We start from the raw sequence: 15602 nt of genomic DNA, 5'->3' as shown, positions 1-15602 counted from the left end.
CAAACTGACAACTAAATAATTATGCCGCAAATCATACATACAGATTATTATTCACATATCCTTGGGATGAGCATCAAAGTGGAAGTGACGGGACACTTTGGTTACCCAATGATTATGTTTCCGACATCGCAGGGTTCCTATACTCAGAACACAGACTTTCACCTCAACGACAGTATTTCTTGGTTTACAGACAATGGGAGACTGAAACTTTTTAATCTGCAAACCATAGACAATCTCAGCTTTTACAATAATAATATCTCTGCATACGACCGGATCAGGAATTACGAACTCTATGTTCAATTCTTGGTGCAAGAGTTCATTCCATATATCCAAAGAACGCATAATACGCATCGTGTAGCGGTTGCAGGAGCGAGTTTCGGAGGATATCATGCTTCTAACTTTGCTTTTAGATTCCCGGATTTGGTCTCGCACCTTTTTTGTCTCTCAGGCGCTTTTTCGATCAGAAATTTTATGGACGGCCTTCAGGACGACCTGGTATATTTCAACTGTCCTCAGGAATTTGTGAGAAATGACGAAGCCTGGAAATACAAACACATGCATATTGTCCTCAGCACTTCCGACCGAGACATTTGCTTGGAACCCACAAGACGAATGTCCGGTATTCTGGCGGCAAAGGGAATTGACCATTGGTATGACGAGCAGAAATGGATCGACCACGATTGGCCGCTTTGGAGAATGGTTTTCCCGAAATTCGTTGGACGATTTTTTGGGTAAAAGAAGGGAAAAATAGAGGAGGAAGGAAAAGCTAAACATTTTCAAAAATTAATATAAATAACATTATCAACTTTGGGACTTCCGATATCGGACTTCCGACAAAAACAAAAATTATGGCAAAAAAAATTGGAATTTTATTCGGAATGGAAGATACTTTTCCGTGGGCATTCATCGATAAAGTGAATGAAAAGGGCAAAGGCGAATATGTCGCGGAACCGGTCCAGATTGACAAACTGGAACAAGGTGCAGATTACGGATATGCCGTCATTATCGACAGGATCTCGCAGGACGTTCCTTTTTATAGAGCTTACCTGAAAAATGCCGCCTTAAATGGAACCTACGTCATCAACAACCCGTTTTGGTGGAGCGCCGATGAGAAATTCTTCAACAATGCCTTGATGTCCAAACTGGGAATACCCTTGCCGAAAACCGTGCTGCTCCCTTCCTACGAAAGGCCAAGCAACACCTCGGAAACGTCCTTCAGAAATCTCAAATTTCCGCACGATTGGGAATATATTTTTAATTATGTAGGATTCCCGGCGTATATGAAGCCACACGATGGCGGCGGCTGGAGAAACGTTTACCGAGTGGAAGGCCCCGAGGAGATGTGGGCAAAACATGCCGAAACAGGGCAATTGGTAATGATGGTGCAGGAAGAAATTCTTTTCGAAGATTACTACAGGGTATATTGCCTCGGCAGAAAATACGTTCACATTATGCCCTACGAACCTCGGAATCCTCATCATTTGAGATACGCGACAACGCACAAAACCGAAGGCGAAGCCAGAGAAAAACTGCTGAAAACCATTACCGACTACACCCTGAAAATGAATGAAGCCTTGGGCTACGATTTCAATACAGTGGAGTTTGCGGTGCGAGATGGGATACCTTATGCCATCGACTTTTGTAATCCCGCACCGGATGCCGACCGAAATTCTGTAGGAGAAGAAAACTTCGAGTGGATCGTAGAGCACGCCGCAACACTCGCTCTCGAAAAAGCCAAGGATTACAAGCCGGGAAAGGTAAATATCGAATGGGGAACATTTGTGACCAATAAACTTTAAAAAAATCATCTCAAACCTTCAAGGTTTCGAAAACCTTGAAGGTTTAATAAAAAACTTAGCTAACTTTAACATTAAAACACAACTATTATGCACAGATTTACGATAGGTGTGGAAGAAGAATATCAAATCATCGATGCGGAAACCCGGGATCTCGTCTCCCATGTTTCCAAAATCATTGAAGGCGGAAAAGCCGTTCTAAGCGAGCACCTGAAACATGAGATGCACGAATCTGTGGTCGAAATGGAAACCGGCATCTGCGAAAACATCCAGCAGGTAAGACAAGAACTTACCGATCTCCGAAGACAACTCGTCAAAATTGCTCACGAGCAGGGTTTACGGGTGTCCGGCGGTGGTACACATCCATTTTCTCATTGGAAAGACAATGTCATTACAAAAGATGCCCGGTACGACAAGATCGTCAGCGATATGGGCGATGTCGCCCGATCCAACTTGATTTTCGGACTGCACGTGCATATCGCGATTCCGGATCGCGAAGAAGGTATCAGAATTCAAAACGTGATGCGCTATTTCTTGCCACACGTTTACGCCCTGTCCACCAATTCGCCATTCTGGGTAGGTAGAATGACGGGGTTCAAGTCATACAGACAGGAAGTTTTTGCCAAATTCCCCAGAACCGGACTGCCGAGTTATTTCAGTAGCGTTGCAGAATTTGATGCGTACGTGAATCTGATGATTAAAACCGGAACGATAGATAACGCCAAAAAAATATGGTGGGATCTCCGCGTGCATCCTTTCTATCCTACGCTGGAATTCAGAATCTGCGATATGCCGATGACCATCGACGAAACGGTATGCCTCGCAGCCATTATGCAGTCACTCGTTGCTAAGGTCTACAAAATGCACCAGCAAAACACCAGCTACAGAATCTACAGAAGACTGCTCCTTACCGAAAATAAATGGCGGGCATCCAAAGACGGCATCGACGCGCATCTCATCGACTTCGGCAAAGAAGCAAGCGTGCCTTACCGCGATCTTTTGGAAGAATTGCTGACTTTCATCGATGATGTGGTAGACGACCTGGGCTGCCGAAAAGAAGTGGAATACGCAAGGGAAATATGCAAAATAGGAACCGGCGCAGACCGGCAGTTGAAGGTGTACAAAGAAACAGGTGGCGACTTAAAAAAAGTAGTGGATTATATGATCTGTGAAACCGAAAAGGGAATCCTTTGATCGTTAAATTTGAGTTGAAACCACCTCTATTTTAAAATTCTTAAATTTGTTTAAATTTTATGAATATGAGTAAAAATGATGTAAGAATTGCGCTTTTGGATATGAACAACAACCATCCTAACCAAGGAATGCGTAATATCAAGGAATTGTCTAAGGCTTTCCAAGAGCAATCTGCCGATAATGTTTCCATAGAAATCTTCGATGTGCGCTACAAGAACGAGATGCCCAACATTGCAGATTTCGATATATTTTTATCCTCCGGCGGACCCGGCAATCCGCATCGCGAAGGGTACGAATGGGAAAATAAATATGCAGACTTCCTCAACCAAATATGGCAACACAATCGCGAAAACGAACAGAAAAAATATGCTTTCCTCATTTGTCATTCTTTCCAAATCGCTGTGATCCATTTCAGAATCGCCAATGTTTGCAAAAGAAAATCGTACTCTTTTGGGGTAATGCCAATTCACAAATCTGAAGACGGCGAGAAAGAATATCTGTTCAAAAACCTGCCCGAGCCTTTCTACGCGGTCGATTCGCGCGCATATCAATGTATAGAACCGAATCAGGAATTGATAGATAAGCTGGGCATGAAAATAGTGGCTTTGGAAAAAATACGCCCTGCGGTGCGTCTGGAAAGAGCCTTGATGGCCGTTCGCTTTTCCGACGAAATCTTCGGAACTCAGTTCCATCCGGAAGCAGATCCCGAAGGATTTATCAAAAACCTCGAAGACGAAAAGAATAAAACGGCGATGATAGAAACCTTCGGGATGGAAAAATATCTCGAAACCATCGACAGAATGAACGATGAGGACAAAATCATCCTGACGAGGAACGAAATCATTCCCAGATTTTTGAAATTTGCAGCTCGGCAGATTACAAAAAAACAGGTCGCGATTGATGCTTAGCACTTGATCTTTCTCGCCATTAAAAATAGAACCCGGCACCATCGGCCAACAACCAACGTCAGCATGATCCCCCAATACAGAAAACAATTCAACGAGGAATTTTCTCAAGAGAAATATGAGAAAATCCACCAGCTCATCAAAGAGAAATGTGGCGAAGACACCGATTTTAGGATTTCCGAAAGTCCTATTTTCCTGACCAAAGATTTTTGGAACAAGCTCGATGACGCTTCGCAGTCCATTATTTCGCAAATCAAACGGATGTCCCACGAGGAACTTAGCAAAGCGGTGCCTACCAATTGTAAGGTTCCTAACGACACGCAGAACCCCCACTTTCTTACAATCGATTTTGGAATTTGCCAAGATCAAAACGGCGAGATCATTCCACAATTGATAGAGTTGCAGGCATTCCCAAGTTTGTTTGCATTCCAGAAATTGTTCGAGGAAGTGATTACGCAAGTCTATCCTTTTCTTAACGATTTGAAAAAATCGGTCTCTCACCAAGAATATGTTGATAAATTAAAAGCAGTGATCGTTGGCGAGGAGAATCCTGAAAATGTGATCTTGCTGGAGATCTACCCTGAAAAGCAAAAAACCGCCGTTGATTTTGTGATGACCGAAAAATTGTTGGGAATCAAAACAGTTTGTCTGACAAAAATCAAGAAGGAAGGCAGAAAATTATTTTACGAAAAGGAGGGAAAATTAATTCCCGTCAACCGTATTTACAACCGCATAATTTTTGACGAACTCGACAAAATTGAAGGCTTGAAAACAGAGTTTGATTTCCGGGAAGAGGTGGATGTGGAATGGATCACGCATCCGAATTGGTTCTTCAAAATCTCGAAATATATTCTGCCAAAACTAAAGCACGCCTTTGTTCCTAAGAGTTATTTTTTATCCGATTTTCCTGATACTGAAACACTTGAAAACTTTGTTTTGAAACCTCTTTTTTCTTTCGCAGGAAGCGGTGTGAACCTGAATCCGACTCAGGAAATCATCGATCAAATTGATGATAAGGAAAATTACATCCTCCAAAGAAAAGTGACTTACGCGCCGCTCTTTGAAGACATCAACGGCGAATTTTCCAAAGCCGAAATCCGTTTACTTTTTGTTTGGGATCCCAAAAAAGAAGCCCCGGAATTATTGGTCAATCTTGTGCGGATGACGAAAGCATCGATGGTGAATGTGGACTTCAACAAGAAAGATGCAATTTGGATTGGCAGTTCTATAGCTTTTTTTGAGGATTAATTATTAAGGCAATGAAAAAGATAATTTTAGTCTTCGTCATAAAATCAGAAACGGTCGCATTAGTTCGGTAAGTTAATTCTTAATTCAATTTTGATATGACCAAATGATACGATATCATTAAATTCTTTCCGTTTTTTCCTCTGGCGTATTTTTTGACATAGCTTCTCCAAAAAACTATGCTTCTCACCAGCGATTCTATCGATCTCAAACAAATTCTGCTCGGCTCCGAAGAATGGAATTTCCTTTTGGAAACGGTTCTTAGAACGGCTATAATGTTCTTCATTATCATCTTTGGACTGCGGCTTTTAGGGAAAAGGGGCGTCAAACAATTGTCTGTTTTTGAACTCGTCGTGATTATCGGTCTTGGTTCGGCAGCGGGCGATCCGATGTTTTACAAAGATGTGGGGATTATGCCCGCGTTGGTGGTTTTCACGATGATCATTAGTCTTTACAGCGTCATTACCTACATCATCGGTAAAAGTAAAAAGTTTGAAAAACTGGTCGAAGGAAAACCTATTTGCCTGATTGATCAAGGCGTTTTTTGTATAAAAAATTTTAAAAAAGAATCCTTGGGCGAAGATGAATTTTTCGCAGAATTGAGATTAAAAGGTGTGTCACATCTTGGTCAAATCGAGAAAGCGATTGAGGAGATTTCCGGCGAAATCAGTGTGTTTTATTTTGAAGACAAAGACATCAAATATGGTCTTCCGATAATGCCTGATTCATTAGACCAAGCAATCAGGATTTTTCCACGGAAAACGCATTATTCCTGTACATTTTGTGGTCATACAGAGGAATTTGACATTTCCGAAAAGAGTCAGTGCAAAGTTTGCGGAAAAGATGAGTGGGTGAAATCTTCCAATAAAAAGAGAATATCCTAAAGCATTTTCAGTTTTTCAACATCCAATTCGTCAAAATGATGGATGACCAAATCAGCCAATTCGTAATGCTGGTTTTTGCTGTGAACACTTTGATAACCGATGCAGAATATCTCTGCGCCCCGTGCCGCCAAGATGCCGTTGGTGCTGTCTTCTATGATGATACAATTGGATTTGTCGTTGCCCGAAAGTCTTTGTGCTTCTACGAAAATCGCCGGATTCGGTTTTGATTCGGGGAAGTCTTCTCCGCTGAGCAGATGCGAGAAAAAAGGAAATAAATTGAAACGCTTAAAAACCCGATCAATTGTAGATTTTGCAGCGGAAGATGCCAACATCAACTGAAAATTATGAGAGTGAAGATTGTAGATCAAAGCTTCTACGCCGTCTAATAATCTGAGAGCCGGATCGGTATCAAAAAAGTCGTAAAAAATGCTTCTTTTTCTTTGGATTAATTCCTCTAAATCTGTTTCGATTCCGAAAATTTCTTTGATTATTTGATAGACGTTTCGGGTAGATTTGCCAATAAATTTTGAAAACAAATTGGCATCGACATCGATATTCAGTTCCGCAAAATGCTGGTAATAAGCTTTTGTGTGAAGCGGTTCTGTATCTACGATCACGCCGTCCATATCAAAAATAACCGTATTCTTCATCTTCAAATTCTCTTTTCTATTTCATTTAATTCTGTGCAAAAGTAGGGATTCTCATTTTAAAGTATAGATTTCTGAACGCAAGTCCGATAAGATTTTTTCATCTTATTGAAAATATTTTTAAGGTTCGCAAAGGCGCTTGGCTCAGCAAAATATTGTGAGGCAATTTCTTATTTATCTGAAAATTTCAGTCGGATGATTTTATCTTTTCCGGCTAAAATCAAAGTGTTATTGTCTGCCCATTCGCAAGCATAGAGATTTTTTTCATCAGAGATTTTCGTCCAGGTTTTTCCGTAATCGGAGGAGAAGCTGATGTGCTGGTCGCCAACCGCTGCGATTTCTTTCCCTTTGGTTTTCGGGCGGAATTTCACGCAGGTCATATAACCCGCATTTTGTCCGCTGGCTTGGATTTCCCAAGTCCTTCCGCCATCGCTGGTGGTAGCGATGTTGTTGCTATTATCGGCTTGTTTGGTGTAATCTCCACCGACTGCGATTCCGAAATTTTCGTCGTAGAAATCAATAGAATAGATGCCTTGCGACGTTGTTCCTTGAATGAATGGAGTTTCGAAAGCATCCCATTGATAGGGATTGCCCCAATTAAATTTAAAAATTCTGGCTTTTGCTCCGCCCGTTGCAATCCAAACTTCATCTTTATATGTTGCAACATTGGTATTGCTTGCTGCAAAATGTGCTTCTCCCTTGTCATACTTTGGATAATTCAAAACTTCATAATTTTTATTGTTATTGAAATTAAAAAATCTTGGAAAACCATCTTCGCTGGGATCGCTTATAGCAATTCCCAAATTTTTTGATTGAATAACAAATGAATCGTAAAATGCAGTTTTTGCAGAGTCAGTATAAAATATTTCTGACCCTAAAGTTTTTTTATTAATTTTAAAGAAGTAAGCCGGACTTTCTATATTAATTGTATAAAAATAATTTTTGTTTTGAGCCAAAGTTCTAAATTCCAGCTTCTTTTCTGAAATAATAATTTGCTTCTTATCAGATTTATCTTTCATATTTACAAAACCAAATTTGGAATCTGTCCCGGCATACCAGACTTTTCCATTCCAAATTTGAATGGCTCGAATGCTTATTTTGTCGGTCAATAAAGTATCGATTTTGACTTTTTGTGAATAAAAGAATGTTGAGAGTAGCAGGGAAAGGAAACAGAGTTTTTTCATTTTATAAATATAGAAAAAGTTCGGAAGATTTTTCTGAAATGTTCGGGCAAAACAGCAAAGGTCAGGATTTTAAAAAAATCGGAAACTTGAATTGATGCAAATCAAAAAAACCTTCAGGAGTTTTCCGAAGGTTTATTTTGAAAGGCAATCATCAAAAATCGTGCTAAACTTGTTGTATTTTTGGTAATATTTTTTTATCTTCGTCCAGTTGATTAATCATTGACATTCTGAAATTATGCTAAAGCAAAATCTACAACTAAAACTAGGACAAAAACTCGCCCCGCAACAGATCCAGCTCATGAAGCTGATACAACTTCATACTTTAGAGTTCGAAGAAGAACTGGAAAGAGAGCTGGAGGAAAATCCCGCTTTAGAAAAAGTAAACGAAGAAGAAAGCAAGGAAGACGACTATGCCGCAGCCGAGGAAGCTTATGAAAACGAAGGTGCCGAAAGTATAGAAACAGATTTCGACGTCAATGATTACCTCTACGACGACGAGCCGAGCTACAAGACGGCCAACAGCAATTACTCTGCTGACGACGAAGAATTTGACAACCAATCCCTTCTCACAGAAGGTCAAACCCTGTACGACTATCTTTTGGAGCAAATCCGCCTCTCGAGCATCGATGAAGATGATCTTCAAATCTGCGAATACGTCATAGGAAATCTCGATACAGACGGCTATCTCAGGAGAGACATCAAGTCTATTGTCGATGATTTGGCGTTTTCTCAAGGCATCTATACCACGGTAGAAAAGGTGACGGATATTCTGGAAAATTATGTTCAGAAATTGGATCCACCCGGAGTTGGCGCCAGAGATCTGCGAGAATGTCTGCTACTGCAGATCGAGAAAAAAGTAAGTTCCAATCCGGCGGTGATATTGGCGGGAAATATTTTGAGAAATCAATTCGATGCACTGGCCAACAAGCACTACAACAAGATTCTTCAAAAATATGACATCGAGGAAGAGGATCTGAAAGAGGCTTTGGAGGAGATCGCAAAGCTATCGCCCAAAGTAGGTGGAAATTTCGACACACAAACGATTACCATCAACCAAGAGATCATTCCGGATTTTGTGCTTCAAGTGAAAGACAACCAAGTTATCCCGACATTGAATAACAAAAACGCGCCATCCTTGCGGGTTTCAGACGAGTATAAAGAAATCTTGGCCACCTATTCTCACGACAAGAAATCGCCGGAACATAAGCAAGCCGCACTTTTCATCAAGCAAAAACTGGACGCCGCAAAATGGTACATCGATGCTATTAACCAAAGACAAAATACACTGATGCAGACCATTACGGCGATTGTAAAACTTCAGAAAGAATACTTTCTTACCGGGGACGAGAAAAAAATACGGCCAATGATCCTTAAAGATGTTGCCGATATTACCGGTTTCGATATCTCCACAATCTCGAGAGTGGTAAAAAGCAAATATGCCGACACGCCCAACGGGATTGTTTACCTGAAAAACCTGTTCTCAGATTCATTGACCAATGACGACGGCGAAGAAGTTTCTACTAAAGAAATCAAACAACACCTGCAGGAAGCCATCGACAAAGAAAACAAAAGAAAACCTTGCACCGATGATGCACTCGTCGGCATCCTGAAAGAAAAAGGCTACAACATTGCCCGAAGAACCATCGCCAAATACCGCGAGCAGCTCAACATTCCGGTTGCGAGATTGAGAAAGGAATTATGATGAAAGCCATCTCCATCGATCGTTTTGTTTTCAGGAAATCGGCAAATTTATCTTTTTTCTAAAATGCATTTTTTGAAACTCACTTGTTTTTAGGCAGTTCAGTTTTGAGATTTAATTTTAAAGAATTGCACCCGTTAGGAAATAATTTTTATTGGATAATAAATGCCAAATATCTTCTAAATGTCTCAAGAATTTTCGGCTTCGCAAATCGTTTATGAAGACAACCATCTTCTAATCATCAACAAAAAAGCCGGACAACTCGTTCAAGGTGATAAAACTGGTGATATGTCTTTGTTGGAATTAATCAAAGATTTTATCAAAAAAAGAGACGAGAAACCGGGCAATGTTTTCTTGGGCTTGGTCCATCGGATCGATCGGCCGACTTCAGGCTTGGTCATCTATGCGAAAACCTCCAAAGCTTTGACGAGACTGACACAAATGGTAAAAAACCGCGAACTGCGAAAAACTTATTGGGCCATCACGGCGAGGGAAATGATCCCTCATTCTCAACGGTTGGTTCATTATCTTCAGAAAAACGAAAAAACCAATAAAGCCACAGTTTTTTCAAAGCCGACCGCGGCCGCAAAAGAATCGATCTTGACTTATACGGTAATCAAAACGCTGGAAAACTATCAACTGCTGGAAATCGATTTGGAAACCGGCAGGCATCATCAGATTAGAGCCCAGCTTTCCAAAATAGGCATTCCGATCAAAGGCGATCTCAAATATGGCGCACCACGATCCAATGCGGACGGAAGCATTTCTTTGCACGCCAGAGAACTAAAATTCGTCCATCCTGTTACAAAAGAAAACCTCATAATCGTCGCGCCTCTTCCTCAGAACGATGCTTTGTGGGCAGCGTGCAAAGAATAAAAACAGCAAAAAATGCCTGTTTTATGGATCGCTATGGATTGAATTACAGAATTATATCAGAATAGCAAAAGCGCAATGTTCGTAAAAAAAAAATAAAAGACAAAAGGACACCGTAGGCTTTCAATATTTAGAATAACTTAATGGTGCCAATAAATTATTTGAACAAACTTTAAAGTAAAAAACTGACGATTATCGTCCTATTCGTATGGATGCGCTATCTTTGCAAATGACCGAAACACGATCTGCTTCTATCACAGAGCTTGTAAAAAAATACGGCTCTCAACTCTTGCGCTTTATCAATTCAAAGGTGTCAAAGGCAGAAGACGCAGAAGATATTCTTCAAGAGGTTTGGTATCAGACCAGCCGATTGACAAATCTTAACGAGCTGGAAAATGTCGGCGCCTGGCTTTACTCTGTTACCCGAAATAAAATCGTCGACAACTATCGCAAGAAGAAAACCGAATCGCTGGAAGACTTTTTCTATCAGGACGAGGATGGCGAATTGAATTTCAAAGATATTCTGCCTGCAGACGACAGCCACCACCCGGAGGTCGGGATGTTTCAAGATTTGTTTTGGGAAGAATTGATGAAAGCTCTGGACGAACTGCCCGAAAAACAAAAGCGCGTGTATATTCAAAACGAGTTGGAAGACAAGACTTTGCAGAGCATTGCAAATGACGAAAACGAAAACATCAAAACCATTATCAGCAGAAAGTCTTATGCCGTAAAGCACTTGCGCAAGAAGATGCGCCGCCTATATAACGATTTGGAAAATTAAATTTTTAAAAAAGATGAACAGTCATAAAAAGAAATCTTGGATAGCGATTGCGTGTGTAATTGTCGCTATCGGATTGTTTGTTTGGTTTTTCCAATGGCTTTGGAACATTCTGCTGCCCGATATTTTGGGAGTCAAATCCATCAATTATTGGCAGTCGCTGGGAATTTTATTGTTGTCGAAAATTTTGTTTGGGGGCTTTGGAGATAAGACCAAATGCAGAAATCGAACCGCTGCTGATGGCGAAAGAAAGGACATTTGGAGACAGAAATCCCTATCCGGATTTTGCGGAACCGACGAGGAACACGAAAGGGAAAAACAGATTTGGAAACAGAAATTCGAGGCCAAATTTTACAAGCCCGAATCTAATCCTGAAAAGGAATCATAACAAATTCATCGAAGAATTGCCGTGTTTTTGTCTTTTGAGTCTGCTGCTCTTCAATCTGCTTCAAGAAAATAAAAAAACCGTCTCCATTTTTTGGGGGCGGTTTTTGTAGAGTAAATATTTTTGTTTTAGTTCTGCTTTTCCATCAATTTGATAAGATTAAGCGCTGATCCTGCTTTGAACCAGCCTATTTGTCCAGCGTTGTAACTGTGGTTGGCGAGGATGATATCCGTGGTTCCGTCTGAATGCACAAACTCCAGCGACAATTGTTTCCCCGGAGCAAATTGATCCAAGTCCAAAAAGTTTATGGTATCGTCCTCCTGGATTTTATCATAGTCGTCTTTGTTTGCAAAGGTGAGTGCCAACATTCCTTGTTTTTTAAGGTTGGTTTCGTGGATTCTGGCAAATGATTTCACCAAAACTGCCCGTACACCAAGATGTCTCGGTTCCATCGCTGCGTGCTCTCTGGAAGAACCTTCACCGTAGTTCTCATCGCCCACCACGATGGTTGGGATGCCGGCTGCTTTATATTGTCTTGCAGAGTCGGGAACGGCCTTGTATTGCCCGTCTAATTGGTTTTTAACTTTATTGGTTTCCATATTGAAAGCGTTTACCGCACCGATCAACATATTATTGGAAATATTATCTAGATGTCCGCGGTATTTCAACCAAGGACCTGCCATAGAAATGTGGTCGGTGGTACACTTGCCGTATGCTTTGATGAGGAGTTTAGCGCCGGTGATATTCTTGCCGTCCCAAGGTTCGAAAGGCTCCAGCAATTGTAGTCTGTCCGATGTTGGAGAGACTATTACTTCTACCGTAGATCCATCTTCGGCCGGGGCAACATAGCCGGGATCATCCACATCGAACCCCAATTTTGGCAACTCATCGCCGTTGGGTTCATCGAGGAGCACCATTTCGCCATTTTTGTTCCGAAGTTTATCGGTCAACGGGTTAAAAGTTAAATCTCCGGCAATCGCCATAGCAGTTACCAATTCCGGCGAACCTACGAACGCGTAAGTGTTGGGATTTCCGTCTGCTCTTTTGGAGAAGTTTCTGTTGAAGGAGTGAACGATGGTGTTTTTCTCTTGTTTCTCAGCTCCTTCTCGCGCCCATTGCCCGATACAGGGCCCGCAAGCATTAGCGAAGACTTTGCCACCGATTTCTTCAAAAGTTTTCAAAAAGCCATCTCTTTCTACCGTGAATCTCACTTGTTCGGATCCCGGTGTTATGGTATATTCTGCCTTTACTTCCAGATTTTTTTCTTTTGCTTGCTTGGCCACCGATGCTGCTCTTGCGATATCTTCATAAGACGAGTTGGTACACGACCCTATCAGTCCAACTTCGATTTTTGTTGGCCACCCGTTTTTCTCGGCAATTTCTTTCATCTGCGAGATCGGCGTTGCCAAATCGGGGGTGAAAGGTCCGTTGAGATAAGGCTCCAAGGTATCAAGATTGATTTCAATGATTTCGTCGTAATATTTTTCAGGTTCTGCCAGAACTTCGGGATCTGCTTTCAGCACGTGGGCAATAGCATCGGCGGCATCTGCAAGATCTTCCCGGTCTGTAGAGCGTAGATATTTGCTCATATTGTGGTCATAGGCGAAGATGGAAGTGGTGGCGCCAACTTCGGCGCCCATATTGCAGATGGTGCCTTTGCCGGTGCAAGAGATCGATTCTGCACCATCGCCGAAATACTCTACAATAGCGCCAGTTCCGCCTTTCACGGTAAGTATTCCTGCTACTTTTAGGATGACGTCTTTTGCGGCGGTCCAGCCGTTGAGTCTTCCGGTCAGTTTTACGCCGATCATCTTAGGAAATTTGAGTTCCCAAGGCATTCCCGCCATAACATCGACGGCGTCTGCGCCGCCCACACCGATGGCGACCATCCCCAATCCACCTGCATTGACTGTGTGAGAATCGGTGCCGATCATCATTCCGCCAGGGAAGGCGTAGTTTTCCAGCACCACTTGGTGGATAATTCCGGCTCCTGCTTTCCAAAATCCGATGCCGTATTTGTTGGATACGGACTGAAGAAATTGATAAACCTCGTTGTTTTTATTTTCAGCTTCGATAAGATCTTTTGCTGCACCCACTCTCGCCTGAATCAGGTGATCTGCGTGAACTGTGGATGGAACCGCCACCCGCTTCTTGCCCGCTTGCATAAACTGTAAAAGCGCCATCTGCGCCGTTGCATCCTGCATGGCAACTCGGTCCGGTGCAAAATCTACGTAAGATTCGCCTCGTTTGAAAGCCTCTTTCGGTTGCGAAGGATAAAGGTGCGCACAAAGAATTTTTTCGGAATAAGTAAGAGGTCTTCCCATAAAAGTTCTTGCCTCGTTTACTCTGGTTTCGAAATCAGAATAAACTTTTTTGATCATATCAAAGTCAAAAGTCATGTCTCGATTTTATTTTTTTGTTGTTTTTATACTATTTTATTTAGGTTTTTCCTTAATTTTAAACGGTCAAACGCACGCTCGGCTATATGGATTAATCAAATATTTCCGTCGTACGGCTTGAGTTTTAGGCTTAAAATAAAGCCAATGAGCCCTCTGTATTTTTCAACTGTCAAGTTACGAAAAAAAAACAAGATGTCACTTTTAAATTTAGTTAAAATCGTTTTTTAAACGCAATATGGAAAGATTCTAAAAATAAAAATAGTCCCGATAGATTTATAAAGTCGACCCTGAAAATCTCTATCAATCTGCGTTGTCCTCGTATTTTCTGCATTATTTTCGTTCCCTTCAAAATTTGAACAAAGCTACAAAAATATGCGCTTTGACGCGATTGGGATTCATTTAGATTAAAAATAAATTAAATTTAATTTTTCTATATGAAGGCTTTTTCTTTCTTTGTAATGCTTTTTTAATACTAACTTTAATTATGGATTTGCTTGCGCACACATTTAGGAAACATAAAAATCAAATAATTTTTTTGGTATTTTTTGTGCTTTTAGCCGGTCTTTACTTTTTGGTTGATCCTTCGGAAAGCTCATATTTTCCACAATGTCCTCTGAAAGTGATGACCGGATACGAATGCGCGGGATGCGGCGTTCAACGATCTTTTCACGAGTTGCTGCATTTCAGATTTTTAGAGGCTTTCAAATTCAATCCGCTTTTTGTTTTTGCCATAACAGTTTTCCTAATGATTTTTGCTATTCAATTTTCTAAAAAAGAAAAACTAAAACTGCGCATCGATCGTTTCATCGGTGGTAAAGCATTTATTTTCGGTCTTCTAATAATAGTTTTTGTATTTTCGTGGCTGAAAAACACAGACTTTTACAAAGATTTTATTTTAAATCTCTAATGGCACATCCGTTGAAAAAAATATTTAGCATTATTCTCACAATTTGCTGTCTCGCAGTGGTTGCGCAGGCTAAGGAAAATCCCGTTCCGTCCTTCATTCCAAAAAAAATTCAGCAAAAATTTGGTTACGTCAATCGGCAAGGCAAAACGGTCATTTTACCGGAATACGATATTGCCATGTTCTTTTCAGAAGATTGCAACCTTCTTAATTCCCCGAACAAAAAGGTCAGGATTTTCGGTTCGGCTCAGTATGCAACGGTGGAAAAAGACAGCACTGCGTACCGAATCGATAAAAAGGGAACGCGCGTCTATCGATACAGAAATGCGGATATGGGCATTTGTTCTCAGTCATACGAAATGCCAAGATACAAAGCTTTTGCGCTCAATGGGATGTACGGCTTGGTGAGCAAAGACAGCATCGATCTAGGCGGCTACAAAGATTTCGACATCTATCCGCAATACCAGATGATGATGGTGCTGGAGAGCGATCGCGAAAATCCAATGATCATCGCCGTAAGGAACAACAAGTTTGGGATTGTGGATAAGCATAATAAAATTATTCTACCCTTCGTGTACTCAGATATTAAAATGAATCTCTCCTGGATAACGGCTCATCTTTTTGAGGTTTCGTACGACGGGAAAAATTATTTCTATGTAGACGAGAAAAATAAAGCCTACTAACTCAAAAATAATTGTAATTTTGCAAT

Annotated in this window: 15 protein-coding genes; 12 read left to right on the top strand and 3 right to left on the bottom strand. The window is 41.1% G+C overall.

Annotated features, from left to right (window positions below; all coding sequences use genetic code 11):
- Positions 1-21 precede the first annotated feature (21 nt).
- From DTW91_RS03940 to DTW91_RS03915, 6 genes are all read left to right on the top strand, one after another.
- Complete coding sequence (locus DTW91_RS03940) at positions 22-735, top strand: alpha/beta fold hydrolase (protein WP_125202113.1); 714 nt, start codon at positions 22-24, stop codon at positions 733-735.
- Positions 736-848: 113 nt separating this feature from the next.
- Entirely contained in the window at positions 849-1799 is a 951-nt protein-coding gene (locus DTW91_RS03935; RefSeq protein ID WP_125202112.1) for a RimK family alpha-L-glutamate ligase, read from the top strand.
- Positions 1800-1886: 87 nt separating this feature from the next.
- Positions 1887-2990, top strand: coding sequence for a carboxylate-amine ligase (locus DTW91_RS03930; protein ID WP_125202111.1), 1104 nt, complete (start codon positions 1887-1889; stop codon positions 2988-2990).
- 65 nt (positions 2991-3055) lie between these two features.
- Entirely contained in the window at positions 3056-3898 is an 843-nt protein-coding gene (locus DTW91_RS03925; RefSeq protein ID WP_228412644.1) for a type 1 glutamine amidotransferase, read from the top strand.
- Positions 3899-3961: 63 nt separating this feature from the next.
- Positions 3962-5143: a hypothetical protein gene (locus DTW91_RS03920; RefSeq protein ID WP_125202110.1), complete on the top strand. Its 1182-nt coding sequence runs from the start codon at positions 3962-3964 to the stop codon at positions 5141-5143.
- A gap of 176 nt (positions 5144-5319) precedes the next feature.
- Positions 5320-6024, top strand: coding sequence for a DUF421 domain-containing protein (locus DTW91_RS03915; protein ID WP_125202109.1), 705 nt, complete (start codon positions 5320-5322; stop codon positions 6022-6024).
- Here the strand turns inward: DTW91_RS03915 and DTW91_RS03910 are convergent.
- Positions 6021-6674: an HAD family hydrolase gene (locus DTW91_RS03910; RefSeq protein WP_125202108.1), complete on the bottom strand. Its 654-nt coding sequence runs from the start codon at positions 6672-6674 to the stop codon at positions 6021-6023. The genes DTW91_RS03915 and DTW91_RS03910 overlap by 4 nt on opposite strands.
- 167 nt (positions 6675-6841) lie before the next feature.
- Positions 6842-7855, bottom strand: coding sequence for a WD40/YVTN/BNR-like repeat-containing protein (locus DTW91_RS03905; protein WP_125202107.1), 1014 nt, complete (start codon positions 7853-7855; stop codon positions 6842-6844).
- A gap of 235 nt (positions 7856-8090) precedes the next feature.
- On the opposite strand from DTW91_RS03905, the gene rpoN reads away from it, so the two are divergent.
- From rpoN to DTW91_RS03885, 4 genes are all read left to right on the top strand, one after another.
- On the top strand, positions 8091-9557 hold the full coding sequence (rpoN, locus tag DTW91_RS03900) for an RNA polymerase factor sigma-54 (protein ID WP_125202106.1): 1467 nt from the start codon (positions 8091-8093) through the stop codon (positions 9555-9557).
- 180 nt (positions 9558-9737) lie between these two features.
- Complete coding sequence (locus DTW91_RS03895; protein ID WP_125202105.1) at positions 9738-10430, top strand: RluA family pseudouridine synthase; 693 nt, start codon at positions 9738-9740, stop codon at positions 10428-10430.
- Positions 10431-10656: 226 nt separating this feature from the next.
- Positions 10657-11208, top strand: a complete 552-nt coding sequence (locus DTW91_RS03890; protein ID WP_228412643.1) for an RNA polymerase sigma factor — start codon at positions 10657-10659, stop codon at positions 11206-11208.
- A gap of 13 nt (positions 11209-11221) precedes the next feature.
- Positions 11222-11593 (top strand): hypothetical protein, encoded by a 372-nt coding sequence (locus DTW91_RS03885; RefSeq protein ID WP_125202103.1) that lies wholly within the window; start codon positions 11222-11224, stop codon positions 11591-11593.
- A 125-nt stretch (positions 11594-11718) separates the two neighbouring features.
- Here DTW91_RS03885 and DTW91_RS03880 read toward each other — a convergent pair whose 3' ends face one another.
- Positions 11719-13989: an aconitate hydratase gene (locus DTW91_RS03880; RefSeq protein ID WP_125202102.1), complete on the bottom strand. Its 2271-nt coding sequence runs from the start codon at positions 13987-13989 to the stop codon at positions 11719-11721.
- Positions 13990-14473: 484 nt separating this feature from the next.
- On the opposite strand from DTW91_RS03880, the gene DTW91_RS03875 reads away from it, so the two are divergent.
- Positions 14474-14896, top strand: a complete 423-nt coding sequence (locus DTW91_RS03875) for a DUF2752 domain-containing protein (protein ID WP_125202101.1) — start codon at positions 14474-14476, stop codon at positions 14894-14896.
- 11 nt (positions 14897-14907) lie between these two features.
- Entirely contained in the window at positions 14908-15576 is a 669-nt protein-coding gene (locus DTW91_RS03870; RefSeq protein WP_185144734.1) for a WG repeat-containing protein, read from the top strand.
- Positions 15577-15602: the final 26 nt, after the last annotated feature.

The sequence above is a fragment of the Chryseobacterium sp. SC28 genome, from assembly GCF_003932955.1.
Taxonomy (GTDB): Bacteria; Bacteroidota; Bacteroidia; order Flavobacteriales; family Weeksellaceae; genus Epilithonimonas.
The sequence above is the reverse complement of the archived record's forward strand: the minus strand, read 5'-3'. Positions and strand labels throughout refer to the sequence as shown.

Bases quoted from the DNA above. Each gene is read 5' to 3' on its own strand.
- DTW91_RS03910 (WP_125202108.1), bottom strand. From the start codon at position 6,674: ATGAAGAATACGGTTATTTTTGATATGGACGGCGTGATCGTAGATACA.
- DTW91_RS03875 (WP_125202101.1), top strand. From the start codon at position 14,474: ATGGATTTGCTTGCGCACACATTTAGGAAACATAAAAATCAAATAATT.
- DTW91_RS03940 (WP_125202113.1), top strand. From the start codon at position 22: ATGCCGCAAATCATACATACAGATTATTATTCACATATCCTTGGGATG.
- DTW91_RS03905 (WP_125202107.1), bottom strand. From the start codon at position 7,855: ATGAAAAAACTCTGTTTCCTTTCCCTGCTACTCTCAACATTCTTTTAT.
- DTW91_RS03930 (WP_125202111.1), top strand. From the start codon at position 1,887: ATGCACAGATTTACGATAGGTGTGGAAGAAGAATATCAAATCATCGAT.
- DTW91_RS03890 (WP_228412643.1), top strand. From the start codon at position 10,657: ATGACCGAAACACGATCTGCTTCTATCACAGAGCTTGTAAAAAAATAC.
- DTW91_RS03885 (WP_125202103.1), top strand. From the start codon at position 11,222: ATGAACAGTCATAAAAAGAAATCTTGGATAGCGATTGCGTGTGTAATT.
- DTW91_RS03935 (WP_125202112.1), top strand. From the start codon at position 849: ATGGCAAAAAAAATTGGAATTTTATTCGGAATGGAAGATACTTTTCCG.
- DTW91_RS03915 (WP_125202109.1), top strand. From the start codon at position 5,320: ATGCTTCTCACCAGCGATTCTATCGATCTCAAACAAATTCTGCTCGGC.
- DTW91_RS03920 (WP_125202110.1), top strand. From the start codon at position 3,962: ATGATCCCCCAATACAGAAAACAATTCAACGAGGAATTTTCTCAAGAG.
- DTW91_RS03880 (WP_125202102.1), bottom strand. From the start codon at position 13,989: ATGACTTTTGACTTTGATATGATCAAAAAAGTTTATTCTGATTTCGAA.
- DTW91_RS03895 (WP_125202105.1), top strand. From the start codon at position 9,738: ATGTCTCAAGAATTTTCGGCTTCGCAAATCGTTTATGAAGACAACCAT.
- DTW91_RS03925 (WP_228412644.1), top strand. From the start codon at position 3,056: ATGAGTAAAAATGATGTAAGAATTGCGCTTTTGGATATGAACAACAAC.
- rpoN (WP_125202106.1), top strand. From the start codon at position 8,091: ATGCTAAAGCAAAATCTACAACTAAAACTAGGACAAAAACTCGCCCCG.